The sequence below is a fragment of the Friedmanniella luteola genome, assembly GCF_900105065.1.
Lineage (GTDB): Bacteria > Actinomycetota > Actinomycetes > Propionibacteriales > Propionibacteriaceae > Microlunatus > Microlunatus luteolus.
Genome location: NZ_LT629749.1, coordinates 3,132,766 through 3,158,007, shown reverse-complemented (window position 1 = coordinate 3,158,007; position 25,242 = coordinate 3,132,766). Strand labels below are relative to the sequence as shown.

The window sequence follows — 25,242 nt, the reverse complement described above, 5'->3', positions numbered from 1 at the left end:
ACCGCAGCCGTCGAGCCTGTCAGCTTTAGGACATGTCCTATACAGGACACCGCTCTGTCGCGTCCGCGGCGACCGTCCTACGCTACCAGCGTTGGTTCGCTGGGACGTGAGGACCATCGGGGGATCGGACACCGTTTCAGTAGAGAGGACGGGTCGTCAGGCGGGGACGCCGGACGGCCCGTTCTCCCGTTCCGGGAGGTGTCGGGTCCCGGGCACCCCTCCGAGTGCGGCCTGCATCCGGCGCACGGCGTCGATGCGGGCCCCGGACAGCGCCGCGTCCGCACCGAGGGTGGACGTGCGCAGCTCGGTCGGGACCGCAGCCAGCCCGGCGAGGGCGGCGCGCACCCGCGAGGAGAAGCCGTCAGCGCCGCCCCACGGGCCGCCGAGCACGACGGCGCGCGGGTTCAGCAGCGCCGTGACCGAGGCCAGCGCGCCGGCCACCGCCCGGGCCAGCTGGTCGCCCGCCTCCCGGTCCGGCGCCGACCGGGAGGCCAGCACGGCCAGCACGCGCTCCACGTCCAGCGCGGGTGACCCGGGGAGCAGCAGACCCTGCGCCGCCAGGGCGGCGACCAGCCGCACGCCGCGCCCGTCGGGGCCGACGGTCAGCACGTGCGCCAGCTCCCCGGCCAGACCCCCCGCGCCGTGCCGGACCGCACCCCCGCTCACCGAGGCCGCGCCGATCCCGGGGCCGAGGTAGACGAAGAAGAACTCGTCGAGGTCGCGGGCCGCACCCTCGGCGTGCTCGGCGAGGGCGGCCCAGTTCACGTCGTTGTCGATCCGGGGCGCGACGTCGAGCAGCGGGGCCAGCAGCTCCCGTGGCGCCAGCTCGCCCAGCACGAAGGGGGAGTCCGGCAGGGCCACCAGCCGGCCGGTGGCCTGGTCGACCGGGCCCGCCACGCTGACGGAGACGGTCCGCACCGGCCCGGTGGCCGCGGCCACGGCCGCTCGGACGGTGTGGCCCAGCAGGGGGCCGAGGTGCTCGGCGTCCGTGGGCACCGCCACGGCGTGCCGGAGCCGGCCGGTCGGCCGGCCCGTCACGTCGTAGCTCTCCACCTGGACGCCGTCCGGGCCCACCGAGACGGCCAGCGCCGTGGCGGCGTCGCGCCGCACCCGGTAGAAGGTGCCGCTGGGCCCGCGCTTGCCCGTCTGCTGCCCGGACTCCTCGAGCAGCCCGCCCTCGACCAGCCGGCGCACGCTCTCGGAGATGGTCGGCTTGGAGATCCCCGTCCGGGTGGCCAGCTCGGCGCGGGTGAGCGCCCCGCCGTCCAGCAGCCGGGCCAGCACGTGCTGGTCCGTCAGCTCGCGGAGCAGCGCGAGCCGCGGCAGCTGCCGGCCCTCCTCCAGCGTCACCGGCCCTCCTCCAGCGTCGTCGACCTCTCCCGTCCTCGCTCGACCTTAGTGGTCAGGAGTCCTTGCGGAAACGGTCGGGCTGGCGGTAAAGTCCGTCTCACACTCCAATAAGGAGTCCTTACCAATACTGGAGGTTCGACGATGAGCACCGACACCCCGACGGGTCTGCCGCACTGGGAGACCATCCCCGAGGACATCCCCGCCGCGACGGTGGCGATCAAGCGCGCCCTGCGGGCCCGGATCGAGGCGTCCGGGCGCAACGTCGCGGACGTCTTCGCCGAGGTGGAGGAGCACATCCGCGCCGAGGTCGCCGACATCGCGGCGACGAAGGCCCGCGGTGAGGAGGTGTGGCCGGAGATCGACTACGCCGACATCGAGGCGGGCACGGTCAGCGAGGCGCAGCTGGCCCAGCTGGCCCGGCGCGGTTGTGCGGTCGTCCGCGGCCACTTCCCGCGGGCCCAGGCGGAGGACTGGGACCGGGCGGCGGTCGACTACGTCGACGGCAACCACTTCTTCGACCACTACACCGGCCCGGCCGACGACTTCTTCGGCACGTTGTCGATGTCCAAGCCCGAGATCTACCCCATCTACTGGTCGCGCTCGCAGATGGAGGCGCGGCAGTCCCCGCGGATGGCCACGGTGCAGTCCTTCCTCAACGCCCGCTGGACCCACGAGTCCGAGGGGCAGGTCTGGTTCGACCCCGACGTCGACACCATGTACCCCGACCGGATCCGGCGCCGCCCGCCGGGCACGAACTCGGGCGGGCTGGGCACCCACCTCGACCCCGGGACGCTCGACCTCTGGATGTCCGAGGGCTACCAGCGGCACTTCCGGCACCTGTTCTCGGGTGATGTCGCCGCCTACGACCCCTGGGACGCGGCCTACCGCACGGAGGCGGTGCAGTACCCGGGCTCGACGATGTGCTCGGCGTTCCGCACCTTCCAGGGCTGGACGGCGCTCAGCGAGATGGACCACGACCAGGGCGTCCTGCACACGGTGCCGATCCCGAAGGCGATGGCCTACCTGATGCTCCGGCCGCTGCTCGACGACGTGCCCGAGGACGAGATGTGCGGCGTGCAGCCGAACCGGACGTTCCCGGTCAACGAGAAGTGGCACCCCCTGCTGCTCGAGGGCCTGTCGGGCATCCCCGACGTGCGGCCGGGCGACTCGGTCTGGTGGCACTGCGACATGATCCACGCGGTCGCGCCGGTCACCGACCAGCAGGGCTGGGGCAACGTCATGTACATCCCGGCCGCCCCGCGGTGCGCCAAGAACGAGGCCTACGTGGCGGGGGTCCGCGAGGCCTTCCTGGCCGGCCGGAGCCCGGGTGACTTCCCCGTCGAGGACTACGAGGCGGAGTGGCCCGACCGGTTCGCGGTCGAGGACCTCAACGCGATCGGCCGACGCGGCCTGGGCCTGGAGGCCGCGCCGGTCTGAGCCTCCGGGCCGGGTGGTCGGCTCAGCCGAGCCGCTCCACCCGGTACGCGGTGGCCGGGGTGTCCCGGGCGGCCCGGCAGGTGAGCCGGGCCGGCGGCCGACGCACGGCGAGCACCTCCGCCCGGAGGGCGCCGGGCAGCCCCGCCACCCGTAGGTCGACGACGGTGCGCGACCCGGCGGCACCGGCCGGCCCCTGGGTCTGCGAACCCGTGACCACCACCGCGCCCGCGGCGAGCGGCCCGTAGGCGGCGTGCGCGGCCACGACGGCGGCCTGCTGCGGCGGCGTGAAGCGCGACATCCCCCGCAGGTGCTCGGTCTGCACCCGGCCCGCCTGGTGCGCGGCCACGGTGGCGACGGCGGTGGTCGCGGTCAGGCCCCCGTAGTAGTAGCCGTCGGGGAGCACGACGACGTTGGGGGCGAAGCGGTCGCCGCCGACGTGGCTGCACTCCCAGACCTGACCGGGGTGGACCTCGGCCAGCGCCGCCGCCACCGGCCGGCCCCGCACCGCGCAGCACGTGTCGTGCACGCCGTGCGCGCAGACCAGCACCACAGGAGCCGACGGACCGGTCAGGGCCGGGTCCGGGTCGGGCGCCGCCAGCGCGGCGAGCGCGCCCGCCAGCTCGGCGTCGGAGCGCCAGCGGCCCTCGACGGTCCCGGTGGTGGGACCGGTGAGCAGCCAGGTCCGCCCGTCCGGCACCGCGGTGCGGCCGGGTCGGCGGATGAGCAGGACGCGCGTCGCCGTCCGGGCGGCGGCCGCGGTCAGCGGACCCAGCACGCCGGGGTCGATCCCCGAGCCCGCCACCGCGTCGACCCGCCACGGTCCGGGGTGCTCCAGCAGCAGCCAGCGCCGGGCGGGCGGGGCGGTCCCGACCACCGGGTCACCCCGCTGGTCGGCCGCGTCCGCGCAGCGCGGCGGGACGACCGGCCCGCCCGTCGGAGCGGGCAGGCTCACCCGGCGACGACCAGCCCGCCGAGCACCAGCCGCCGGGCCAGCTCGTCGCCGAGCTCCGCGGCCGTGGCGCTCCCGGTCTCCAGCAGCCGGCGGACGGCGGGCAGGTCGACCGCGTCGACGACGAGGTCGGCGGCCCGGCTCCGGACCACGCCGCCGGTGCCGCGGGCCACCAGCCGGGCGGTGAGGTGGGCGCGCAGCACCAGCACGGTGCCGGGCTGCAGGTGCTCGGCGGTCCGCAGCTGGCGCAGCGGGCCGACGGGCGCGGCCCGCTGGCTGGCCCGGGCGCTGCCGTGCAGGACGTCGGAGAGCCGCTCCAGGTCGGCCGAGCCCAGCGCCGCCACCAGGGCGGCCCGGACCGCGTCGACGTCGTCGGCCAGGTCGTCGGGCCGGCCGAGGTCGACCCCCAGGGGCAGCGAGCCGCGGACGGCTGGGTCGCTGGCCACCGTGCGGAGTGCCTGCTGCAGCAGCTGCTCGGCGAGCGCGTAGCGGGTCCAGCTGTGCACGCCGATGGTCAGGTGGGTGCTGACCCCGCCCAGGGCGGTCGCCGCGTGCAGGAAGCCGCGCGGCAGGTACAGGCAGTCACCCGGGCGGAGCACCGCCTCGAGGAGCGGCTCCTCGGCGGCCCGGGCGGCGACGGCCGCCTTCCGGTCGCTCCAGGGCTGGTCGCGCAGCGGCGACTCCAGGACGGGCGCGTGGATCTGCCAGCGCTTCTCGCCCTCGATCTGCAGCACGAACACGTCGTGGACGTCGTAGTGGTTGCTGAACCCCTGGTTCTGCGGCGGCGTGACGTAGGCGTTGGCCTGCACGGGGTGGCCCAGCTCGCCCGCCAGCTGCTGGCAGAACGCGAGGACCGGCGGCCAGACCCGGTGCAGCGCCTGCAGCACCATCGTCGAGCCGTCGGCGAACAGGTCCACCAGCTTGTCGTCGCTGACCTGGTCGGCGACGCCCGCGCCGACCCCGCCCGGGGCGGTGAAGGAGCGCTCGGCCAGCGTCGTGCCGTTCTTGGCCACCCGCAGGAACGGGGTGCGCAGGCCCCGCTCGGAGACCAGCTCGTCCACGGCGTCGGCGCTCAGCAGGTCGCTGAAGTCCTGCGGCAGCTCGGCGGCGGTGGACAGCAGCGCCCGGCGGCCCCAGTGCTCCCGCGCGAAGGTCTCCGCGTCGAGGGCGACCAGCCGGGGGAGCACCGCACGCCCGGCGCGCGCGCCGGGCGTGCGGTCCGCCCCGTCCGGTCCGCCCGCACCGCTGTCGACGCCCGGGCCCGCGGCCCGGGCGTCGACGGAGGAGGTGGTGTGGTTCAAGGAAGGCCCAGCGCTCAGTGCGCGTCGCCGTCGGCTCCACCGTCGGAGACGCCCGGGGTGCCGTCCGCGCCGCCGTCGGCCGGACCCTCGGCGCCACCGTCGGCGCCGCCGTCCGCGCCGCCGTCGGCTCCACCGTCGGAGACGCCCGGGGTGCCGTCCGCGCCGCCGTCGGCCGGACCCTCGGCACCGCCGTCAGCACCGCCGTCCTGCACGCCCGCGGTGCCCTCGGCGCCGCCGTCCGCGGGACCCTCGGCTCCGCTGTCGGCGCCGCCGTCCGCGCCGCCGTCCTGGATGCCGGTGATGCCGTCAGCGCCGCCGTCGGCCGGTCCCTCGAGGTCCGCCGCGCCCTGGCTCGGACCCTGCGTCGATTCGCTCATCGATCCTCCGTCTCGTTCCCCCCGCCGGGGTGCGGGTGGGGTCTCGGGCGCCGTTCGGGGGCGCTCCGGCACCACTGTCGCACCCGCCGCCAACCGCGCCCCCGCCGGGGTCCGGGGGCTCCGCGGCCCCCGGCCGGTGTCAGGGGTGCCGACTAGCATCGCGGGCGTGCCGGTCCCGAGCAGCGTGCCCTCCTGGGACTCGCTGCTGGGGAACCAGGCGATCACCGCCATGGTCGGCAGCGAGGCCTTCGCGCGCGCCCTCGTCTACGCCCGGTCGGGCCGGGTGCACGACGTCGAGCTGGACGAGGACGCGATGACGGTCTCGGGCCGCGTCCGTGGCAGCTACCGCGACGACTACGCGGTCACGGTGCACCTGGGGGCGTCCCGCTCGGGCGCGACGACGGTCTACCGCGGCCAGTGCACCTGCCCCGTGGTGCTGGACTGCAAGCACGCCGCCGCCGTGCTCGTCGTGGCCCGGACCAGCACCAAGCTGCGCGAGCAGGTGGACCGTCCGGAGTGGGAGGTGGCCCTGGAGCGGCTGCTGGCCGCCCCCGACCCGGAGCCGGTGGAGACCGCCGCGCCGCTGGGCCTCGAGTTCGAGGTCGAGAAGATCCCGGCCTACCGCGGCTACGCCGGCCGCCAGGACCTGCGGATGCGGCCGGTGCGGCAGGGGCGCAGCGGCGGCTGGGTGCGCAGCGGCATCTCCTGGGAGGACCTGGACTTCGTCGCGCGCTCCTACCGGGCCGAGCACCGCGAGCTGCTCCTGCAGTTCCGCGCCGCCGCCGGTGCCGGCGCCCGCTACGCACTGCCCCGGACGCCGTGGCTGTCGCTGAGCACCGTCACCAGCGCCTTCTGGGCCCTGCTCGACCAGGCTGCGACGGCCGAGCTCGACCTGGTCACCGCCAAGCCGCTGCTGGGCCCGCTGCGCACCACCGAGCGGGCCTCGGTCACCCTCGACGTGCGCCGGGCCGGGGCCGCCGGCCTGCTGGTCGGGCCCCGGGTCGTCCTCGCCGGTCGCCGCCTGGACCTGCCCTCGGTCGGCGTCCTCGGCGAGCCCGCGCACGGCGTCTTCACCGTCTCCACCGACGCCGAGGGCACCGAGCGGTTGCTCGTGTCCCGCCTGGAGTCGCTGCTGAGCCGGGAGCTCCGCCAGCTCGTCGTCGACGCCCGGCCGCTGATGGTGCCCGCGCGGGACGAGGAGCGGTTCCTGGCCGAGTTCGCGCCGCCGCTGGGGCACAAGGTCGGGCTCGGCTCCACCGACGGCTCGGTCGCGCTGCCCGAGCGGGTCGTGCCCGGGCTGGCCCTGCGCGTGGCCTTCCAGCCCGGGCACCGGGTCGCCCTCGCCTGGTCGGTGCGCTACGGCCACGGCGACCGGGCCCGCGAGCACGCCCTCGACGAGCCGGTCGGCCGGCCCGGGCTGCGTGACCCGGTGGCGGAGGCCGCGCTGGTGGAGGCGCTGCCGCTGCCCTACGCCGAGCTGCCCGTCCTGGCCGCGCCCGGCTCGGCGCCGCCCCGCCCGGCGGCGCGGGCCGAGCTGGAGGAGCCGGCCGCCCTCGTCTTCGTCGACCGGGTGCTGCCGCTGCTCGAGCAGGCGGGCGTCGCCGTCGAGCTGGAGGGGGAGGTGGTGGCCTACCGGCGCAGCGACGCCGAGCCGGCCGTCGCCGTCTCGACGCGGGAGCGGGACGGCAGCACCGACTGGTTCGACCTGCACATCGAGGTCACCCTGGAGGGCGAGGCCGTCCCCTTCGAGCAGCTGTTCGCCGCGCTGACCCGCGGCGACGAGCTCCTCGTCCTGGAGACGGGGGTCTACTTCTCGCTCGACCGGCCCGAGCTGCACCGGCTCCGCGACCTGATCGAGGAGTCCAAGGCGCTCACCGAGGACGAGCACGACGACGACCCCGGCCTGACCATCAGCCGGGCGCAGGCGAGCCTGTGGCAGGACCTGGTGGGCCTGGGCTCGGTGCTGGAGGCGTCCACCCGCTGGACCCGGGCGGTCCGCGGGCTGGCGGGGGTGCTCGACGTCGCACCGGTCGCCGATCCGGCGGGCCTGCGCGCGGAGCTGCGGCCCTACCAGCGCGAGGGGTTCCGGTGGCTGGCCCACCTGGAGGCGCACGGGCTCGGCGGCGTGCTGGCCGACGACATGGGGCTCGGCAAGACGCTGCAGGTCCTCGCCCTGGTCGCCCACGCGCGGGAGCGCGGTCCGGGGCCGCCGTTCCTCGTGGTCGCCCCCACCAGCGTCGTGACCAACTGGTCGCGCGAGGCGGCGACCTTCACCCCGGGCCTGCGGGTGGTCGTCGTCGGGGAGTCCGAGGCCAAGCGCACCCGGGGCCGGGGCGGCGCCGAGCGGTCGCTGGCGGCGCTGGTGACCGGGGCCGACGTCGTCGTCACCTCCTACGCCCTGCTGCGCATCGACGAGGAGGTGTGGGCCGCCCAGCCGTGGGCCGGTCTGGTGCTCGACGAGGCGCAGTTCGTCAAGAACCACCGCTCCAAGACCTACCTGAGTGCCCGGCGGGTGGCCGTGCCCTTCACGGTGGCGGTCACCGGCACGCCGCTGGAGAACACGCTGATGGACCTGTGGGCCCTGCTCTCGCTCACCGCACCCGGGCTGTTCCCCGACCCCGACCGCTTCACCGCCTACTACCGGCGCCCGATCGAGCGCGCCGGGGACCGGGACAGGCTGGCCCAGCTCCGGCGGCGGATCCGGCCGCTGGTGCTGCGCCGCACGAAGGAGAGCGTCGCGCCGGAGCTGCCGCCCAAGCAGGAGCAGGTGCTCGAGGTGGTGCTGCAGCCGAAGCACCTGCGGATCTACCAGACCCACCTGCAGCGGGAGCGGCAGAAGGTGCTCGGCCTGCTCGAGGACGTCGAGGCCAACCGCTTCACCATCCTGGGGTCCCTGACCCGGCTGCGGCAGCTCAGCCTGGACCCCGCGCTGGTCGACCCGGAGCACGCCGGCGTGCCGTCGGCCAAGACCGAGCTGCTGGTGGCCGACCTCGAGCAGCTGGTCGCCGAGGGGCACCGGGCGCTGGTGTTCAGCCAGTTCACCAGCTTCCTCGCCCGGGTGCGGGAGCGGCTCGACGCCGCCGGGATGGCCTACGCCTACCTCGACGGCGCCACCCGGGACCGCGACGCGGCGGTGCAGCGGTTCCGCGGCGGGGAGGCGCCGGTGTTCCTGATCAGCCTCAAGGCGGGCGGTTTCGGGCTCAACCTGACCGAGGCCGACTACTGCTTCCTGCTGGACCCGTGGTGGAACCCGGCCGCGGAGGCGCAGGCCGTGGACCGCACGCACCGGATCGGGCAGGACAAGACGGTGATGGTCTACCGGATGGTCGCCAAGGACACGATCGAGGAGAAGGTGATGGAGCTGAAGGCCCGCAAGGGCGCGCTCTTCAGCTCGGTGCTCGGCGAGGACGCGCTGGCCGGCGCCCGCCTGACCGCCGACGACATCCGTGCGCTCGTCACCGGGTGACCCCCGCGCGTCCAGGCCGTGTCCACTACTGGTCACTGACCGGAAGCGGACACGGGTCTCGACAACCCGTGCGCGGCAGCACCTAAAATCGATTTCAGTCGCCGGCGGGGCCACCTCGGCGGCCGGTCGCCGATCGGGTCCGCGTCCGGAGCTCGCCCCTGGGGGAGGGAGCACGGACGCGACCCGACGCCCCGGCCGGGCCGGACACGGCGCAGCGCTCGGGAGCACGTGTGCCTCCCACCCCGGCAGGGGTGGGAGGCACACGGCTGTCCGGGCGGGGTCGCGACGACCTACCAGGCGTAGTCCTCCGGGGCGGTCTTGTGGCCCGGGAAGATCTCGTCGAGCCGCGCGAGGGCGGCGTCGTCCAGCCGGATCTCGACGGCCCGCAGGGCGCCGTCGAACTGCTCCGGGGTGCGCGGCCCGATGATGGGGGCCGTGACCGCCTTCTGGTGCAGCAGCCACGCCAGCGCCAGGTCGCCGGGCTGGTGACCGAGCTGCTCGGCGAAGTCCTCGTACGCCGTCAGCTGGTCGCGGTGCTCCTCCAGGCTCTGGGCGGAGCGGCCCTCGAGGCGCCGCTTGCCCTCCTCGGTCTTCTTGACCACACCGCCCAGCAGCCCGCCCTGCAGGGGCGACCAGGGGATGATGCCGAGGCCGTAGTGCTCGGCCGCCGGGATCACCTCGAGCTCGATGTCGCGGACCAGCAGGTTGTAGAGCGACTGCTCGCTGACCAGCCCGACGCTGTTCCGCTTCTCGGCGGCGGCCTGGGCCTGCGCGATGTGCCAGCCGGCGAAGTTGCTGCTGCCGGCGTAGAGGATCTTGCCCTGCGTGATGGCGACGTCGATCGCCTGCCAGATCTCGTCCCAGGGGGTGTTCCGGTCGATGTGGTGGAACTGGTAGACGTCGACGTAGTCGGTCTGCAGCCGCTTGAGGCTGGCGTCCAGGGCCCGGCGGATGTTGAGGGCGGAGAGCTTGCCCTCGTTGGGCCAGGTGCCCATGTCGCCGTAGACCTTCGTGGCCAGCACGGTTTTCTCGCGACGGTCGCCGCCCTGGGCGAACCACCGACCGATGATCTCCTCGGTCCAGCCGCGGTGGCCCTCGCCGCCGTAGCCGTTCGCGGTGTCGAAGAAGTTGACGCCCTGCGCGTGGGCGGTGTCCATGATGCCGTGGGCGACCGTCTCCTCGGTCTGCGGACCGAAGTTCATGGTGCCGAGGCAGAGACGCGAGACGCTGAGGCCGGTACGGCCGAGGTGGGTGTACTCCATGCCCCCTAGCGTGACACCTTCGTTACACAAGGTCACGAGCGGGTGGGGCCCCGAGGTGCTGCAGGTCACCGTGCCGGCGCAGCCACTCCACGCCCTCCCGGACGGCGACGTCGGGCTCGCCAGGGGTGAACCCGAGCAGTCGGCCCGCCTTCGCGGGCGAGGCGAACTGGCTGCGCCACAGGTGGTCCCAGCTCTGCTCGGCGAACGCCGTGGGGGTGGCCGCCCGGAACTCGTCCCAGCCGACGGTGCGGGTGACCGGCTCCCGGTCGAACCAGCCGGCCGCCACCTCCAGCAGGCCGCGGACGGTCATCGCCCGCGCCGCCGTGGCGTGGAAGACCTCGCCGTGCGCCGCGGCCGGCTGCTCGAGGGCCAGCTGGAAGGCCACCGCGACGTCGTCGGCGTGCACGTGGTGCAGCAGCTCCGACCCGGTGCCCGGCACCAGCACCTCCTCACCGCGCGCCAGCCGCTCCCACACGCCGTGGTCGAGGTTGCCCAGCGGGGTGATCGGCGCCCACCCGGGGCCGCTGATGTGGCCCGGGTGCAGGGACGTCGTGGGCAGCCCGCCAGCCGCCGTCTCCTCCTGCAGCAGCCGGGCGATCGCGTCCTTGCCGACGCCGTACTCCCCGACGGGGTGCCGCTCGTCGTCCTCCGTCAGCGGGATGCGGGAGCTGGGTCCGTGCATCCAGATCGAGCCGCAGTGCAGCAGGTGACCGGTGCGGCCCCGGAGGGCGTCGACGAGGGCCACGGCCGAGGCGGGGGTGAAGCAGATGAGGTCGACGACGACGTCCGCCTCCAGCCCGGCGACCCGCGCCCCGAAGGTGCCGTCCGCGTCCTCGGCGTGCCGGTCCACCGCCACAGCCCGGACCTCGGCCCAGGCCGGGTCGTCGGTGTAGGGCCGGGACCCGCCCCGGCTGAGGTTGAGGACCTCGTGGCCGGCCCGGACCAGCCGGGGCAGCAGGAAGGAGCCGATGTGGCCGGAGCCGCCGATCACCGCGATGCGCATGGGCAGCAGTCCACCACGTCCCGGTTGGCGCCGCCCCCGGGCGTCGTGACAAGGTGATCTTGAGCCAATCCTGAGGATTACCTGCCCCAATACCGAGAACGGGCAGAGACGCTCCCAGCAGACTCCTCCATGTCGGGACTGGGGGAGTCCTGATCCAGGGCCTCAGGCCCTGTGCACATCGAGGAGGACTGCAGATGGACACCATGGCAGGCCGGCTGGTCGAGCGCCCTGGTGCCCTGGCAGTCCGGTCCGGACCGCTGGTCGGCGCCCGAGGGGACGCGGCCGGTCACGGCGAGGGACGGGTGCACGGGGTCGAGCAGAGGTGGTCGCCAGCGCGGCCCGGTTCGGGGGAGCCAGGGCAGGCGCTGCTGCGGTCGCCAGGGAGGAGTCCGGCCCAGCCGCTGGACTCCCCTCTGGGCAACGGCTCGTCCGCGAGGACGAGCCAGGTGCGGGGCCGCGGTCCGGTCGGGGGGACCGGTCGTGGTCCGGGTGTCAGGTCGACTCGGGGGAGCGCCTGATGCCGGCAGGGGAGGCCGGGAACGGTCCCGACCTGTCGCACGGGGAGCGGTCCGTCCACCCGCACGGGCCGCGGGACCGGTCGGCCGAGGCGCCCCAGGCGTCGCGGCCGGCCGCTCCTACCCGCGAGTGGCAGATGACGCCGCAGGAGCAGGACATGATGGCCTGCTTCCGGCAGGACTACCTGGACCTGCTCGACGGGCGCGTGGCCACCATCGAACGCCTGGTCGTGGACCACGAGGTGGAACCGGCGCACGTCGCGCTGCTCAGCCTGGAGTCGAGCAGTGCGATGGTGGGGGCGAGCGGGCTCGCCGCCGCCGTCCGCCAGCTGCGGACGGCCCTGGAGGGAGGCGGCACCGAGGAGCTCGAGACGCTCACCGCACGGATGGCCGTCGAGGCGGCCGAGGTCGCCCGGCGCCTCGGCGAGCCGGTCGCGTAGACCGCACGGATGACACCGACGGCCCGGTCCGGGAGGACCCGGCCGTCGGTCGCGTCCGGCGGTGCGGGAGGTCAGCGACGGGCGGTGGAGCGGCGGGCGTCGGCCAACCGGTAGCCCACCCCGCGCACAGTCTCGATGAACCGGGGCGCGCCGACCGGGTCGTTCAGCTTGCGGCGCAGGTTGGCCATGTGCACCTCGACCGCCCGCTTGTCGGAGTCGGACACGTAGCCGGTGGTGGCGTAGTCGCCGCGCAGCTCCAGGGCGAGGGCGTCCTTGCTGATGACCCGGCGGGCCCCTTGCATGATCGCCAGCAGCAGGTCGAACTCGCTGCGGGTGAGCTCGACGGTCGAGCCGTCGACGTCGCAGAGCCACATCTCCTCGTTGATCCGGAGCCCGTTGTGCTCCAGCCAGCCGGCCTCGTCGTCGTGGTCGTCGACGGCGGCCGTCCCGCCGCCCGGTGCGGCGCCCGGGGCCGCCGCGGGGACGGCCGCCGGGGCCGGTCCGCCGGACTCCGTCAGCCCGGGCAGGTGGTACCGGCGCAGCATGGCCTCGATCCGCGCCCGCAGCTCGCGCGGTCGGAAGGGCTTGGTGAGGTAGTCGTCGGCCCCGGCGTCGAGCCCCATCAAGGTGTCGATCTCCTCGTCGCGCGCCGACAGCATGATGATGTAGGTGCTGCTGAAGGCGCGGATCTGGCGCGCGACCTCGAACCCGTCGATGCCGGGCAGGCTGATGTCCAGGGTCGTGACGATCGGCTGGTGGGACCGCACCGCCTCGATGCCCTCGGCGCCGGTCCCGCTGGCGTGGCAGGTGAAGCCGGCCTGGGTGAGGATCGCGCTCAGCAGGTTGCGGATGTCCGCGTCGTCCTCGATCACGACCGCCACCCGGCCCGCCGGCTGGTTCGGCAGGGTGGTGGGGGAGGACCCGGTGGTCATGCTCATGACGGTACCGACCGTTCTGGAGGTGGGCACGTCGTCGCGGCGGGCGGACCCGGGGGGACCGGACGACGTGGGGCCGGACCCGGGCCCGGGGCGGGTGGTGCTCACGTGAAGTCCAGGGTGTAGTAGTACTGCCCGTCGGCGCGCTCCGGCGCGTGGCCGGTGACCCGCTCGAACGCGTCGGCCAGCCGCTGCCCGAGGGGGAGCGTGTCGACGTTGAAGGCGCACATGTCGTAGCCGCAGACGGCGCGGTCGGCGAGCGGGTCCCGGATGCCGATCTCCACCATCTGCTCGAGGAAGCGGGCGTGCCGCTGGCTGGGGTGGGTCAGCACGAAGCCGAAGTACCAGACCGCGTCGCGGGCCCACTGCTCCGGGTAGCGGTCGGCGAAGTACTCGGGGCTGATCCATGGGACCGTCTCCAACCGGCGGGTCATGGTGCACATCCCCACCGGCCGGTCGTCGGCGTCCCAGGCCACGTACTTGATGACCGCCTCGTCGACCATCTGGGTGGCGAACTCGGCCTCCGTCAGCACCTGCCGGGCCATCGCGCGCGTGCGCAGGGGGCCGAAGGCGGCCTCGTAGAGCTCGTAGAAGGCCAGCGCCATGCCGGGCTCGACGTGGTACTCCCGGGTGAAGCGCCACTGGCCGTGCTGACCGAGGTCCTCGGTCCGGTCGGCGCGGGCGAGGCCCTTCACCGGGCAGCGCCCGGGACGGGGGCCGGGTGCCAGCCGGCGGTCTGGTAGCTGGCGACCACCAGGGCGGCGACCGGGGCCGCGGTGCAGGTCGCCGAGGCGACGAGCCGGCCGCCCTCGACGTAGTCCTGCTCCCGGTTCTCCATCATGGCGCCGAGGGTGGCGCCCAGGTGCGCGTGCAGGTCGGCCTCGGTCGTGCTGCTGTGCTCCACGAACAGCCCCGCGCCCGAACCGTCGGTCTGGAGGGCCCAGGCCATCCCCGCCCAGGCCTGGGCGCCCGGGGTGGTGGCGTAGGAGGCGGCGTAGACGCAGTACAGGAGGTCGCCGTGACGGCCCTTGAGCTGGTCAGCCGGGGGCACGACGTCGACGGCGGCCCCGACGGGGATCACCGAGCTGAGCGGCAGCAGGTTGAAGTTCGCCAGGCCGGCGGCCACCAGCGCGGCGTCGAAGGCCGCCAGCCTCGTGGGCCCTTCCGCCCGGCTGCTGCTCATCCGGATCCGCAGCTGCGTCAGCGCGGGGTGCCCGGCCCGGTGGTCGGGGGCTGGTGGGGTCGAGACCTGGACCTGCGATGACGGCACGGTGTCCTCCTGGGGGGCTGAGGGCTTGTCGGGGCGGGTGGCACGGCGCTCCGCGGCGGTGCGGGTCGGCGGGGGCGGGCTCGACGGGAGAGGGCTGGACGGTCGCCTCACCCGGCGGGGGCCGGGTCGGGCACGCGGTCGCGGGCCTGGAGGGCGGCCTCGGCGGTGCGGGGCGGGCTGGCGTGCGGGGCCGCCAGGGACGCGGGCAGGGTGAAGCGGAAGGCCGCTCCGCCGTCGTCGTTGTTCCGCGCCCAGATCCGGCCGCCGAGCCGCTCGACGATGCTCCGGCTGATGGCCAGCCCCAGCCCGGAGCCGCCCTTCTCCCGGGCGTCGGAGGAGTCGACCTGCTGGAAGCGGGCGAACACGGCGTCCAGCTTGTCCTCGGGGATCCCGCGGCCGGAGTCGGAGACCTCGAACTCGACGAAGCTGCCCCGCCGCACGCTCTGCACCGTCACCTCCTGGCCGGGGTCGGAGAACTTGATGGCGTTGCCGAGCAGGTTCAGCAGGGTCTGCACGACGCGGTCCTCGTCGGCCCGCACCACGCCCTCGGCGTGGACCACCCGCAGCGCCACGCCGGCCTCGGTGGCCAGCACCGACGCCTGCTCGAGGGCGGTCCGCACCAGGCCGGCCGCCGGGAGGTCGTGCAGCTCCATCGGCAGGGCGCCGGCCTCCATCCGCTCCAGGTCGAGGATCTCGTTGATGAGCCGGGTGAGCCGTTCGCTGCTGACCAGGGCGATGTCCACCATCCGGCTGGCCGCCGGCGTCAGCGCGCCCAGCGCCCCGCCCGCCAGCAGGCCGAGGGAGCCGCGGATCGCGGTCAGCGGCGTGCGCAGCTCGTGGCTGACCATCGAGACGAACTCGTTCTTGAGCCGGTCGACCTCCCGGCGCTGCGTGACGTCGCGGAACACCACGACCGCGCCGAGGGTGGCCCCGTCGTCGGTCAGCGGGGTCGCCGTCACCTCGACGGGGATCTCCAGCCCGTCGGCGCGCAGGTAGCTGTCCTCCTCGGCGCTGGTGACCAGGCCGTCGCGGATCGCCTCCACGATGTAGCAGCTGTCCGCCGGGTAGGACACGCCGCTGGGTGCGGGGGCGTGGAACGTGGCGTGCGCGTCGTGCCCGATCAGCTCGAGCGCCTCGTAGCCCAGCGCGTCCGCGGCCGCCGGGTTGACGAACGTGATCAGGCCGAAGCGGTCGACGCCGTAGATGCCGTCCCCCACGGAGTTGACCAGCAGGTCGCTCTGCCGGGTCACCTGCCGCAACGAGCGGGTCCGCTCGACCACCCGCTGCTCGAGGGTGCGGCGCAGCTGCTCGTTGTCGATGACGAGGAAGAACTGCCTCCCCAGCACGGCGAGCAGCACGACCGCCCAGAGCACCCCTGAGACGAAGTTGACGCGGACCTCCTCGACGCCGACGAGGCTGAGCAGGGCGGCCAGCAGGAAGACGGTGAAGACGGTGGCCGTCCCGATGACCGGGGAGCTCTCGACCTGCCCCTCGTCCTGGCGGGCGTCGGGGGTGGAGGCGTTGGCCACCGACCACGCGATCAACGCGTAGCCGGCCATCCAGCCGAGGTCGACGGGGGTGCCCAGCTCGAAGCTCCCGGTGCCGACCAGCCGGAGTGCGTACAGCAGGTCCGAGATGGCGTACAGGGTGAAACCGATGGCGGTCGCGCCGAGGACCGACCGGTCACCGCGCGCGCTGCGCATGAACAGCAGCGTCGCCAAGGTGGCGACCACGATGTCGATGACCGGGGCGATGAGGTTGACCACGGCGACGACCGGGTCCATCGCGGCGACCTGCGACCAGGTGCGGATGGACACCACGGCCAGGATCGAGCCACCGACGACGACCCCGTCCAGCAGCATGCGGACGAGGTCGGTGCCCCGACGGCGGGCCAGCGGGAAGGTGATGACGCCGGCCGCGGCCAGCAGCAGCGTCGCGAGCAGCGTGATGTCGCTGGCGGAGATGGTCTGGCGGTCGCGCTGCGCGCCGTTGAGCATCAGGCCCAGGTTGCCCAGCGCCGCGCTCAGGCAGGCCAGCGACCAGAGGTGGTAGGCCCGTCGCCGGAGGCCGATGCTGCGCGTGGCCCGGTAGCGGCACGAGATGCAGGCGGTCAGGCCGACGCCGACCAGGGCGCAGCCGCTGATGAGGGTCCTGACCTCGGCCGGGAGGTCACTCGACAGCAGCGCAGCTAGCACCAGGGAGACGAGCCCTGTGATCGCGCTGAAAACACCGAATCGCCAAGCCCCCGAACCTTGGAGACGCCCATGGCTCTCCATGGACGGTGACGCTACCACTGGCGCGCGGCTAGCATGCTCGACACGAGTGGACCGCGGCGCGCACGCGGCGGCGGGCCGGAGGTGAGGGCGAGGATGGGCGGCGACGTGGCGCTCCTGGGACGGTGGGCGTGAGAGCACGGCGAGTGCTGGTCGTCGACGACGACGACCTGCTGCGCGAGGTCGCGAAGGTGTCGTTGGAGATGGTCGGCGGCTGGGAGGTCCTGACGGCGAGCTCGGGCGCCGAGGCGGCCGAGGTGGCGCTCCGCGAGCGGCCGGACGCCCTGCTGCTCGACGTGATGATGCCGGGCATGGACGGACCGAGCACCGTGGTGGCCCTGCGCCGGGAGCCCGCCACCCGCGACATCCCGGTCATCTTCCTGACCGCGAAGGTCGGCGGCGAGGGGCACCAGCAGTGGGAGCACCTCGACGTGTCTGGTGTAATACCGAAGCCCTTCGACCCGATGAGCCTGCCGGCCGAGGTGGCGCGGCTGCTCGGGTGGTGAGACGGAGGACGACGCGTGGTACCCGAGCAGCCCCACCCGGATCCCGACGACGCCCTGCGGGCCCTGATGCGCACGCTGGCCGCCTCCGCACGGGAGGCCAACCTCGCCCGGACCGCCGTCCTCGAGGAGGCGCAGGCAGCGCTCGAGGCGGGTCGGCTGGACGCCGAGCACCGGGAGGCCGCCGTGGCGGCCGCGCACCAGGTGGTGGGCTCGGCCGGCACCTTCGGCCGGCGACGCTCCTCCGTGCTGGCGGCCGACCTGGAGCAGTGGTTCCGGGACGGCCCGCCCGCCGGCGGCGACGCCGCGGGCCGGGAACGGGTGCGGGCCCAGCTCGCCGAGCTGCGGACGGACCTGACCGCGGCCGGCGATCACCAGGACGAGGTCTGACCCACCCGGCGCGCGGCGGCGGGCGCGGCCGCGCGGCGGCGGTGCAGCAGCCAGGCGGCCAGCACCCCGCCGACGGCACCGCCGAGGTGGGCCTGCCAGCTGATGCCGGCGGCGCCGGGCAGCACGCCCCAGATGAGGCTGCCGTAGACGAGCAGCACGGCCAGCCCGACGAGGACCTGGATCGGGCGACGTGACCACACCCCGCGGACGACGAGGTAGGTGAGCCAGCCGAAGACGAGCCCGCTGGCCCCGAGGACCACCGTGCCGGCCGGGGTCAGCAGCCAGGCGAAGAGTCCCGACGACACGATGCTGGTCAGCGAGGACAGCAGCCAGCGCGCGACCCCGCCGAGCAGCACGAGGAAGCCGAGCACGGCGAACGGGACGGTGTTGCTGAGCAGGTGCTCGAAGCCGGCGTGCAGGAACGGTGCGGTGAAGATCTCCGGCAGCCCGTCCAGCTCGCGCGCCTCGATGCCGTAGGCGTCCAGCGCGCCGCCGCTCAGCTGGTCGACGACCTCCAGCAGCCACAGGGCGGCGAGCAGGGCCACCATCACCAGGGCCGCACGGGCGGGGCGGACGATCTCCTGCTTCACGGTGCTCCTCGGGGCCGGGGTCCGCCGGCGCGGTCTCGGACCTCCAGGGTGCCCCGGCGGTTCAAGCGGCGGGTCGGCCGGCGGGCTGGCCGGCGGTCCGGCTGGTCCGTCCGGGGGGTCAGCCGAGCACGGTGGTGCCCAGCAGCCGGCCGATCGCGAACGTCGCGGCCAGCGCGACCGCGCCGCCGACGACCACCCGCAGGGTCGGCCGCAGCAGAGGACTGCCGCCCAGCCGCGCGCCGGCGGCCCCGGTCAGCGCGAGGGCGACCAGGACGGCGATGACCGTCCCCAGGACCCGGGAGGCCTGCGGGAGCAGCAGCACGGCGAGCATCGGCAGCAGGGCCCCGGCCACGAAGGCGGCCGCCGAGGCCCCGGCGGCGTGCCAGGGACTGACCAGGTCGTCCCGGTCGATGTTCAGCTCGGCCTCCAGGTGGGCGCCGAGGGCGTCCTGGGCCGTGAGCTCCTCCGCGACCGCCCGGGCGGTCGTCGGGCTCAGCCCGCGCGCCCGGTACAGCTCGGTCAGCTCGTCGAGCTCCGCCTCCGGCATGGCGGCGAGCTCGGCCTCCTCCTTCGCGATCAGCGTCCGCTCGCTGTCCCGCTGGCTGCTCACCGACACGTACTCCCCGAGCGCCATCGACACCGCGCCGCCCACCAGCGCCGCGGCGCCGGCCGTCAGCACCGGGGCGAGCGCCGGCGTCGCGCCGGCCACCCCGACCGCGACCGCGGCGACGGAGACGATGCCGTCGTTGGCGCCCAGCACGGCCGCGCGCAGCCCGTTGAGCCGGTTGGCCAGGCCGGAGGCGTGCGGCTCGTCGACGTGACCGACGTCGCCGGCCGGCTGGTGGCGGCTCAGCGGACGGGCTCCGGGTGCACCCGCAGCCGCACCCGCGTGGTGCGCTCCTCGTCGGGCTGGACCCACGTCGTGGTGGCGGACGCCCGCCGGGCCTCGTGGAGGCCGTGCGCTGGCCAGCCGGTGCCGGGGGTGAGCGCCAGGAAGTAGCCGCGGGAGTACCAGGGGAAGCCGTGCCGGCCGCCGGCCTCCATCGAGTACCAGAGGTAGGGCCAGCTCTCGTCCCAGGTCAGGTCCAGGCCCACCCGGCGGTCGGGGCTGCGGACCGTGACGGTGGGGGTGTCGAAGTCGGCGAGGTAGGCCAGCCGGGTCTCGTCCGCGTCGGGGCCGGGGAGCCGCGACAGGTTGACCACCGTGCGCTGGCCGTGCGACCGGGGCCAGGGCATCAGGTCGTCGTAGCTGGTGCTGATGCTGAACCGGGGGTCGGGGTGCACCGTGCTGGCCGAGGTCGCGACGCTGCTGCCGGGCCCGACGAGGTCGCCGCCCAGGGCCAGCTGCGAGCCCCACATCAGCTCGACGGCCTCGCCGCCGACGTTGTGGACCGTCTCGTCGAGGACGACCTCGCCGCCCTCCAGCGCGAACCGCTTGCGGAGCGTGAAGGGGGAGCGGACCAGCCGGCCGGTCAGCACCAGCGCCTCACCGTCCACCGCCCAGTCCAGCCAGGTCAGCCGGGCCTCCCCGTGGTGGCCCCACTCCACCCCGCCGACGACGGCGGTGTCGCCGCCGTTGGGGAACAGCGTCTGCCACCCGCCGGGGTAGGTGTCGACCATCTGCGCCTCGGAGCTGCCGGGCAGCGACCAGGCACCGCGGCGGCGGAGCCCCCAGGGGGTGCTCCAGAGCAGCGAGGCGTCGTCGGAGCGGCGACGGAGGGCCGTGACGGTGCCGCCCAGCGCGGGGACGACGTCCAGGCTGACCGTGTCGTCGCTGAGCCGGAGGACCTCCCAGTCGTTGACGGTGAGCTGCTCGATCTGCACCCGCAGAGCCTAGGCCGTGTCGCGCGCTCCACCGGGACACGGAGCCGCGCCGCGGGTCAGTCGGTGATCCGCAGCGCCGTCACCGAGCCGGCGTCGTCGCTGAGCACCAGGGTCACGACCTGGCGGGAGACCTCGAAGACGACGTCGCCCCGGACCAGCTCACCCGGACCGAGGGTGCCGTAGCCGATCGAGCCCGGGCCGCCGCTCACGGGGGAGGGCTCGACCAGGGTGCCGGTGGCGTCGAACAGCTGGAAGGAGTCCGGGCCGTGGTCGACGGTGCCGGTGGTGCAGGACAGCTCGACGCTCAGCCGCAGCCGGTCGGGGCTGCCGCTCTCCCAGGTGTGCTCGCGGACCGCCAGCTTCCCGGTGCCGTGCGCGCCGGTGAAGAGGATGGTGTCCCGGTCGGGATCCGCCGGGCTGGGCGCCGGCCGGCTCGTGCTGGCGGGTGCCGGGACCGCCCGGGTGTCGGCCCGCCAGGCGGCCAGCGTGCCGAGCGCGGTCACGGCGGCAACCACCAGCACCACGACGGCGGTGACCACGGCGGGCCGGCGGGACGTGGGGACGTCCCCGGCGGGCCGCAGCGGGGGCGTCGGCGGAGGCGGTGGGGCCGGGGCGACCCGTGGGGGCGGCTGGGCGAAGTCCGGCGTGCCCTCCGAGCTGCGGCCCAGGCCGTCAGCGCTCCCCGGCCGCTCGCTCATCCGGCCACGGTAGCGCGGTCCGGCCCGGTCAGCGGCGCGCCCGGCGACGCTCCGTCCACAGGTCCCCGGCGGACCGGCGCGCCGTCCCCAGGGGGGCCGGGCGGCGTGCGGTCGGCGCCGCCGTCCGGAGGGTGGCGGCATGACCGTCCACCGCCCGCAGCCCCTGCCCGACCGGCCCGCCGCCTCCCGGGGCCGGCCGCCGGACCCGCACCGCCTCCGGGTCCGACGGCCCGCAGACTTCCTGGCCGTCATCCCCTACCTGCTGGGTTTCCACCCCGAGGAGTCGCTGGTCGTCGTGCTCTGCCGCCGGGGCCGGGTGCTGCTGACGGCCCGGCTGGACCTCCCGCGCCCGGCCGACGCGCCGGGGGTGGCGGCGCAGGTGCGGCAGCTGACCACCCAGCACGGCGTCGACGCGCTGGTGCTGGTCGGCTACGGGGACGACCAGGGCGCCACCCGGGCCACCCTGGAGCAGGTCCGCACGGGCGTCGTCGGGGCCGTGCCGGTGCGCGAGGTGGTGCTGGTCAGCCGGGCCCGCTGGTGGTCGCTCAGCTGCACGAGCGGCTGCTGCCCGGCCGGCGGCGCGGTGTTCGACCCCGACGCCCACCCGCTGGCGGCGGAGGCGGTCTACCGGGGGCTGGTGGCCGGGCGGAGCCGTGCCGCGCTGGTCGAGCTGGTCGGGGGGCCGGGCCCCGACGCGCTGCCCCGGCTCCGCGGGCTGGTGGGGCTGGCCCGCTCCCGCTGGGCCGGGGTGGACCGGCCGACGGCGGCCGCCGCCCTGGCCGCCGCGGTCGAGGCCGCGGTGGCTGGTGGCGGGGCGGTGGACGAGGAGGTCGCCGTGCGGCTGGCCGTGCTGGGACTGGACCTCGCCGTGCGCGACGTCGGCTGGGCCCTGATGAGCCGGTCGGCCGCGGAGGGGCACCAGCGGCTCTGGGCGCAGGTGGTGGCCGTGGCGCCACCGGAGGTCGCGTCGGCTCCGGTCGCCCTGCTCGGGGCCGCGGCCTGGATCGGTGGCAACGGCGCCCTGCTCAACTGCTGCGTGGAGCGGCTGGAGCGCGACGACCCGGGCTGCACGCTCGGCCACCTGCTCGCCGAGCTCAGCGAGCGGGCGCTGCCGCCCAGCCTGTGGGACGAGATGGTCGGCGGCCTGCGCGCCGAGGTCGGCGCCGTGGCCGGCGTCCCGGGGCTCCACTAGGTTGCCTGGGTATGACGCGTTTCGTGGTGTGCGGGGAGACCCTCATCGACCTGGTCCAGGACGAGCAGAGCTCGGACGACACCTTCCGGACGACCTGGCTGGCCCTCTCCGCGGGCGGTCCGATGAACTCCGCGGTCGCGCTCGGCCAGCTGGGCGACGACGTGCACTTCCTCGGCCGGATCTCCGACGACGCGTTCGGGGGCCAGCTGCGCGGCCACATCACCGGTGCCGGCGTGCAGCTGGACCTGGCCACGGAGTCGTCCCAGGCCACGTCCATCGCCGTCGTCAGCCTCGACGCCGAGGGCGTGGCCAGCTACACCTTCCACTTCGACGACACCGCGAACTTCGGCTGGCGGGCCGAGGAGCTGCCCGTGCTGCAGGCGCAGGACTGGCTGCACATCGCCTCGCTGTCCTGCGTCGTCAGCCCCGGCGCCGAGGTGCTGCTCGCGTGGATGGCGTCGGTGCCCTCCGGTGTCTCCTACGACATCAACGTCCGGCCGACGGTGATCACCGACCCGGAGGCCTACTGGGCCAAGGTGCAGCCGTGGCTGCGCGCCGTCGGGCGCCGCCGCGGGGTCGTCAAGGCCAGTGACGCCGACATCGAGTTCCTCGCCCGGGCGGGTCTCGCGGGCGACCCGGTCGCCATCGCCGCCGGCTGGGTGGAGGAGTACGGCCTGGGCCTGGCCGTGGTCACCCTGGGCGCCGGCGGCGGGCTCGCCGTCGAGCCGGGTGGCGCCGTGACCCGGGTGCCCGGGTTCCCGACCGAGGTCGTCGACACGGTCGGGGCCGGGGACACCTTCATGGCCGGCTTCCTCGACGGCCACGCCGAGCGCGGGCTGGGTCTGGCCGAGTCGCTGCGCCGGGGCGCCGCGGCGGCGTCGATCGTCTGCTCCCGGCAGGGCGCGCAGCCGCCGACGACGGCCGAGGTCGAGGAGCTGCTGGCCCGCGGCTGAGGGGCCGCGCCGGCCGGCCGCGCTCCCGGCCCCTGGGCTCGTCGCCGGGCCCGTCCACCGGCCGCGCTCGCGGCCCCTGTGGGCGTTCGAGGGCCACCCCGCTCGGCAGCACCCGCGCGGGGTCCGGTCGCCGGGACCGGGCGCCGGCGGACCTCAGCAGCCGGCGACGGCGGCGGGGCGGCCGGGACCGGCGGCGGCCCCGAGCCCGCGGAGGGCGGCGCGCGCCCGCTCGGCGTCCGGTCGGGCCCCGTCGGCCTCGGTGAGGTAGAAGGTGTCGATCGCCAGGCCTGCGAGCGTGCTGGCGTGCGCCGACCGGATGGAGAGGCGCTGCTGCGCCACCGCCTCGCCCAGGGCGTAGAGCAGGCCCGGTCGGTCCTGGGTGCGGACCTCCACCACGACGGCGCTCTCGCTGGCGTCCTCGACCAGCTCCACCCAGGGTTCGGCGACGGGATCGGCGGACAGCGACCGGGCCTCCCGCCGACGGACCGGGGCCAGCACCGTCGTGTCGCCCTGCTCCAGCCGCTCCAGCTGCTTGACCAGGAACGCCGGGTCGGGCACGTCGGTGGTGAGCTGCTTGTCCACCCGCCAGGTGTTCACCGCCACCCCGTCCACCGTGTGCAGCACCGCCGAGCGGACCTGGACACCGTGGCTGGCCAGCAGGCCGGCGGTCTCGCTGAACAGGCCGAGCCGGTCCCGGGCCGCGACCAGCAGCTGCAGCCCGCCCGGCTGCGGCTCCACCCGCACCCGCGGGCGCCCGTCGAGCGCCACCGACCGGGCCAGCCCGACGTCGACGAGCCGGTGGATGTCGACCCGGCGCGAGGCCTCGGCGCTGTCGTCGGCCACGAGCAGTCCCTCGACCTGCTCGGCGAGGCTGTTGATCAGCTGGGCCCGCCACGGCGACCAGGCGGCCGGGCCGGCCGCCCGGGCGTCGGACTCGGTGAGGTAGCGCAGCAGGTCCAGCACGTCGGCGCGGCCCCGCACCGCCGCGACGAGGGCGGCCTGGGTGGCGGGGTCGGCGTGGTCGCGCTTGGTGGCCAGCGCGGCGAGCGTGAGGTGGTGCTCCACCAGCAGCTCCACCAGCTCGGCGTCCGCCGGCGGCAGCCCGATCGCCTCCACCGCGGCCCGCGCGATGGGGGCGCCCACCGCCGCGTGGTCGACGCCGGCGCCGGGGATCTTGCCGATGTCGTGGAACAGGCAGGCCAGCAGCAGCAGGTCCGGCCGCTCGACCTGGGTGAGGTGGCGCTGCGCCTCGGCCACCGTCTGCACCGAGTGCCGGTCCACCGTGTGCCGGTGCAGCGGGTTGTGCTGCGGCCGGGCGGAGATGGTGGCCCAGGAGGGGATCCAGCGGCTGATGCAGCCGGCCAGGTCCAGCGCCTCCCAGACGGGGATCAGCTGCGGCCCGCTGGACAGCAGCTGCAGCAGGGCCTCGCGCGCGTCCGCCGGCCAGGGGGTGGGCAGCGCCAGCGCGTGGTGCCCCAGGTTCTCGGCGGTGACCGGGGACAGCACCAGCCCGCGGGACGCGGCGAGGGCGCCGGCCTGCAGGCCGGTCGCGGGTGCCGCCGGTGACGCCGTGCGCCCCAGCGCCACCTCCCCGCCGTGCACGATCAGCCCGTGCTCGGCCTCGGTGTAGTCCGGGCGGCGCTCGCGCCGGCCGAAGGCCAGCACCCGCCGCTGCGGCACGGCGGCCCGGGCGCTGCGGGCGGTGAGGTCGACGGCGTGCCCGATCCGGCGGGCCGCGAGGCTGACGCCGCGGTGCAGGTCGTCCGGGTCGGGGAAGCCGAGCCGCTCGGCGACGGCGTCGACCTCGGCGGCGACCAGCCGGTCGAGCGTGCGACCGGAGCTGACGTGCAGGGCGTCGCGGACGTCGAGCAGCTGGTCGTACGGTCCGCGGACGCCCGAGTGCGGCCGGTCGGTCAGCCAGGTGGCGGCCAGCGCGCGCAGCATGGCCATGTCCCGGAAGCCGCCGCGGGCCTCCTTGAGGTCCGGCTCCAGCAGGTAGGCCGCGTCCCCGTAGCGGGTGAGCCGCTCGTCCAGCGAGGCCAGCAGCTCCGGCAGGCGCTTGCGGGCGCCCGCCCGCCAGGCCCCGATCAGGGCGGTGCGCGCCCCGCTGACCAGGGCGGCGTCTCCGGCCACGACCCGCAGGTCGAGCAGCCCGACGCCGGCGCTCAGCTCCCGGGCAGCGACGTCGGCGCACTCGGCGGGGGTGCGGACGCTGTGGTCGAGCTTCACGCCGCTGTCCCACAGCGGGTACCAGAGGCTGGTGGCCAACCGGTCGGTGGCGGCCGTGTCACGCCCGTCGTGCAGCAGCACCAGGTCGACGTCGGAGCGCGGGCCCAGCTCGCGGCGGGCCAGGCTGCCGACGCAGGCGAGGGCGGTGCCGGTGGCCGGTCCGCCCACCTCCGCCCACAGCTCGACGAGCGCGTCCTCGACGCACCCGGTGAGCAGACGCCGACGATCCGGCCCGGACGTGGTTGCCCACCCGGACCGGATCGCGACGTCGAGGCGCTCGTTGGT

General features: G+C 75.4%; 22 protein-coding genes. 7 read left to right on the top strand and 15 right to left on the bottom strand.

Annotation, left to right across the window (positions count from 1 at the left end; genetic code table 11):
• Positions 1 to 156: 156 nt before the first annotated feature.
• On the bottom strand, positions 157 to 1,350 hold the full coding sequence (locus BLT72_RS14865) for an ROK family transcriptional regulator (protein ID WP_091413840.1): 1,194 nt from the start codon (positions 1,348 to 1,350) through the stop codon (positions 157 to 159).
• Positions 1,351 to 1,491: 141 nt separating this feature from the next.
• On the opposite strand from BLT72_RS14865, the gene BLT72_RS14860 reads away from it, so the two are divergent.
• Positions 1,492 to 2,787 carry a DUF1479 domain-containing protein gene (locus tag BLT72_RS14860; protein ID WP_091413839.1) on the top strand — a complete coding sequence of 432 codons (1,296 nt, stop codon included), beginning with the start codon at positions 1,492 to 1,494 and terminating at the stop codon, positions 2,785 to 2,787.
• A 22-nt stretch (positions 2,788 to 2,809) separates the two neighbouring features.
• On the opposite strand, the gene BLT72_RS14855 is transcribed toward BLT72_RS14860, so the two are convergent.
• Genes BLT72_RS14855 through BLT72_RS14845 form a run of 3 tightly spaced genes read right to left on the bottom strand, consistent with a single transcriptional unit; the run spans position 2,810 to position 5,414 of the window.
• The gene (locus tag BLT72_RS14855) at positions 2,810 to 3,739 is read right to left on the bottom strand and encodes a ferredoxin family protein (RefSeq protein WP_197677053.1); all 930 of its coding nucleotides are present in this window, start codon (positions 3,737 to 3,739) and stop codon (positions 2,810 to 2,812) included.
• The gene (locus tag BLT72_RS14850) at positions 3,736 to 5,037 is read right to left on the bottom strand and encodes a cupin domain-containing protein (protein ID WP_231930072.1); all 1,302 of its coding nucleotides are present in this window, start codon (positions 5,035 to 5,037) and stop codon (positions 3,736 to 3,738) included. The genes BLT72_RS14855 and BLT72_RS14850 overlap by 4 nt, the downstream gene beginning before the upstream one ends.
• A gap of 14 nt (positions 5,038 to 5,051) precedes the next feature.
• Positions 5,052 to 5,414, bottom strand: coding sequence for a hypothetical protein (locus tag BLT72_RS14845; protein ID WP_091413838.1), 363 nt, complete (start codon positions 5,412 to 5,414; stop codon positions 5,052 to 5,054).
• Positions 5,415 to 5,580: 166 nt separating this feature from the next.
• Between BLT72_RS14845 and BLT72_RS14840 the strand changes: the two genes are divergently transcribed.
• The gene (locus BLT72_RS14840) at positions 5,581 to 8,880 is read left to right on the top strand and encodes a DEAD/DEAH box helicase (RefSeq protein WP_231930071.1); all 3,300 of its coding nucleotides are present in this window, start codon (positions 5,581 to 5,583) and stop codon (positions 8,878 to 8,880) included.
• Positions 8,881 to 9,170: 290 nt separating this feature from the next.
• On the opposite strand, the gene BLT72_RS14835 is transcribed toward BLT72_RS14840, so the two are convergent.
• A complete protein-coding gene (locus BLT72_RS14835; RefSeq protein ID WP_091413837.1) occupies positions 9,171 to 10,142 on the bottom strand; it encodes an aldo/keto reductase in 972 nt (323 codons plus the stop codon).
• Between the two features lie 22 nt (positions 10,143 to 10,164).
• Positions 10,165 to 11,145: an NAD-dependent epimerase/dehydratase family protein gene (locus BLT72_RS14830; protein WP_091413836.1), complete on the bottom strand. Its 981-nt coding sequence runs from the start codon at positions 11,143 to 11,145 to the stop codon at positions 10,165 to 10,167.
• A gap of 517 nt (positions 11,146 to 11,662) precedes the next feature.
• Here BLT72_RS14830 and BLT72_RS14825 point away from each other — a divergent pair.
• The gene (locus BLT72_RS14825) at positions 11,663 to 12,100 is read left to right on the top strand and encodes a hypothetical protein (protein WP_091413835.1); all 438 of its coding nucleotides are present in this window, start codon (positions 11,663 to 11,665) and stop codon (positions 12,098 to 12,100) included.
• A 71-nt stretch (positions 12,101 to 12,171) separates the two neighbouring features.
• Here the strand turns inward: BLT72_RS14825 and BLT72_RS14820 are convergent, their stop codons facing one another.
• The 4 genes from BLT72_RS14820 to BLT72_RS14805 all read right to left on the bottom strand — a co-directional run bounded on the left by BLT72_RS14820 (position 12,172) and on the right by BLT72_RS14805 (position 16,500).
• Positions 12,172 to 13,032, bottom strand: a complete 861-nt coding sequence (locus BLT72_RS14820) for a response regulator transcription factor (RefSeq protein WP_091413834.1) — start codon at positions 13,030 to 13,032, stop codon at positions 12,172 to 12,174.
• A gap of 107 nt (positions 13,033 to 13,139) precedes the next feature.
• Positions 13,140 to 13,730 (bottom strand): hypothetical protein, encoded by a 591-nt coding sequence (locus BLT72_RS14815; RefSeq protein WP_091413833.1) that lies wholly within the window; start codon positions 13,728 to 13,730, stop codon positions 13,140 to 13,142.
• A complete protein-coding gene (locus tag BLT72_RS14810; RefSeq protein ID WP_197677051.1) occupies positions 13,727 to 14,305 on the bottom strand; it encodes a pyruvoyl-dependent arginine decarboxylase in 579 nt (192 codons plus the stop codon). The genes BLT72_RS14815 and BLT72_RS14810 overlap by 4 nt, the downstream gene beginning before the upstream one ends.
• 107 nt (positions 14,306 to 14,412) lie before the next feature.
• Complete coding sequence (locus BLT72_RS14805) at positions 14,413 to 16,500, bottom strand: sensor histidine kinase (protein ID WP_172826085.1); 2,088 nt, start codon at positions 16,498 to 16,500, stop codon at positions 14,413 to 14,415.
• A 209-nt stretch (positions 16,501 to 16,709) separates the two neighbouring features.
• On the opposite strand from BLT72_RS14805, the gene BLT72_RS14800 reads away from it, so the two are divergent.
• Both BLT72_RS14800 and BLT72_RS14795 read left to right on the top strand, forming a co-directional pair.
• On the top strand, positions 16,710 to 17,084 hold the full coding sequence (locus tag BLT72_RS14800) for a response regulator (RefSeq protein WP_091417546.1): 375 nt from the start codon (positions 16,710 to 16,712) through the stop codon (positions 17,082 to 17,084).
• 15 nt (positions 17,085 to 17,099) lie between these two features.
• Positions 17,100 to 17,471, top strand: a complete 372-nt coding sequence (locus BLT72_RS14795) for an Hpt domain-containing protein (RefSeq protein ID WP_091413831.1) — start codon at positions 17,100 to 17,102, stop codon at positions 17,469 to 17,471.
• Here the strand turns inward: BLT72_RS14795 and BLT72_RS14790 are convergent.
• The 4 genes from BLT72_RS14790 to BLT72_RS14775 all read right to left on the bottom strand — a co-directional run bounded on the left by BLT72_RS14790 (position 17,453) and on the right by BLT72_RS14775 (position 20,583).
• Positions 17,453 to 18,019 carry a rhomboid family intramembrane serine protease gene (locus BLT72_RS14790; RefSeq protein ID WP_091417543.1) on the bottom strand — a complete coding sequence of 189 codons (567 nt, stop codon included), beginning with the start codon at positions 18,017 to 18,019 and terminating at the stop codon, positions 17,453 to 17,455. The two genes, BLT72_RS14795 and BLT72_RS14790, sit on opposite strands and share 19 nt — an antisense overlap.
• 160 nt (positions 18,020 to 18,179) lie before the next feature.
• Positions 18,180 to 18,980 carry a VIT1/CCC1 transporter family protein gene (locus BLT72_RS14785; RefSeq protein ID WP_231930069.1) on the bottom strand — a complete coding sequence of 267 codons (801 nt, stop codon included), beginning with the start codon at positions 18,978 to 18,980 and terminating at the stop codon, positions 18,180 to 18,182.
• On the bottom strand, positions 18,911 to 19,885 hold the full coding sequence (locus BLT72_RS14780) for an aldose epimerase family protein (protein WP_091413830.1): 975 nt from the start codon (positions 19,883 to 19,885) through the stop codon (positions 18,911 to 18,913). The genes BLT72_RS14785 and BLT72_RS14780 overlap by 70 nt, the downstream gene beginning before the upstream one ends.
• A gap of 56 nt (positions 19,886 to 19,941) precedes the next feature.
• Positions 19,942 to 20,583 (bottom strand): DUF4352 domain-containing protein, encoded by a 642-nt coding sequence (locus tag BLT72_RS14775; RefSeq protein WP_091413829.1) that lies wholly within the window; start codon positions 20,581 to 20,583, stop codon positions 19,942 to 19,944.
• A 139-nt stretch (positions 20,584 to 20,722) separates the two neighbouring features.
• Here BLT72_RS14775 and BLT72_RS14770 point away from each other — a divergent pair, with 139 nt between their 5' ends.
• Positions 20,723 to 21,775 carry a DUF4192 domain-containing protein gene (locus BLT72_RS14770; protein WP_091413828.1) on the top strand — a complete coding sequence of 351 codons (1,053 nt, stop codon included), beginning with the start codon at positions 20,723 to 20,725 and terminating at the stop codon, positions 21,773 to 21,775.
• 11 nt (positions 21,776 to 21,786) lie between these two features.
• A complete protein-coding gene (locus tag BLT72_RS14765) occupies positions 21,787 to 22,728 on the top strand; it encodes a PfkB family carbohydrate kinase (RefSeq protein WP_091413827.1) in 942 nt (313 codons plus the stop codon).
• Between the two features lie 153 nt (positions 22,729 to 22,881).
• On the opposite strand, the gene BLT72_RS14760 is transcribed toward BLT72_RS14765, so the two are convergent.
• Positions 22,882 to 25,218 (bottom strand): [protein-PII] uridylyltransferase, encoded by a 2,337-nt coding sequence (locus BLT72_RS14760; protein ID WP_280949261.1) that lies wholly within the window; start codon positions 25,216 to 25,218, stop codon positions 22,882 to 22,884.
• Positions 25,219 to 25,242 lie beyond the last annotated feature (24 nt).

What these genes read in the sequence shown, in the direction of transcription:
- BLT72_RS14765 (WP_091413827.1), top strand. Translation starts at nt 21,787, where the DNA reads ATGACGCGTTTCGTGGTGTGCGGGGAGACCCTCATCGACCTGGTCCAG.
- BLT72_RS14835 (WP_091413837.1), bottom strand. Translation starts at nt 10,142, where the DNA reads ATGGAGTACACCCACCTCGGCCGTACCGGCCTCAGCGTCTCGCGTCTC.
- BLT72_RS14845 (WP_091413838.1), bottom strand. Translation starts at nt 5,414, where the DNA reads ATGAGCGAATCGACGCAGGGTCCGAGCCAGGGCGCGGCGGACCTCGAG.
- BLT72_RS14790 (WP_091417543.1), bottom strand. Translation starts at nt 18,019, where the DNA reads ATGGTGGCCCTGCTCGCCGCCCTGTGGCTGCTGGAGGTCGTCGACCAG.
- BLT72_RS14770 (WP_091413828.1), top strand. Translation starts at nt 20,723, where the DNA reads ATGACCGTCCACCGCCCGCAGCCCCTGCCCGACCGGCCCGCCGCCTCC.
- BLT72_RS14820 (WP_091413834.1), bottom strand. Translation starts at nt 13,032, where the DNA reads ATGACCACCGGGTCCTCCCCCACCACCCTGCCGAACCAGCCGGCGGGC.
- BLT72_RS14860 (WP_091413839.1), top strand. Translation starts at nt 1,492, where the DNA reads ATGAGCACCGACACCCCGACGGGTCTGCCGCACTGGGAGACCATCCCC.
- BLT72_RS14775 (WP_091413829.1), bottom strand. Translation starts at nt 20,583, where the DNA reads ATGAGCGAGCGGCCGGGGAGCGCTGACGGCCTGGGCCGCAGCTCGGAG.
- BLT72_RS14830 (WP_091413836.1), bottom strand. Translation starts at nt 11,145, where the DNA reads ATGCGCATCGCGGTGATCGGCGGCTCCGGCCACATCGGCTCCTTCCTG.
- BLT72_RS14825 (WP_091413835.1), top strand. Translation starts at nt 11,663, where the DNA reads ATGCCGGCAGGGGAGGCCGGGAACGGTCCCGACCTGTCGCACGGGGAG.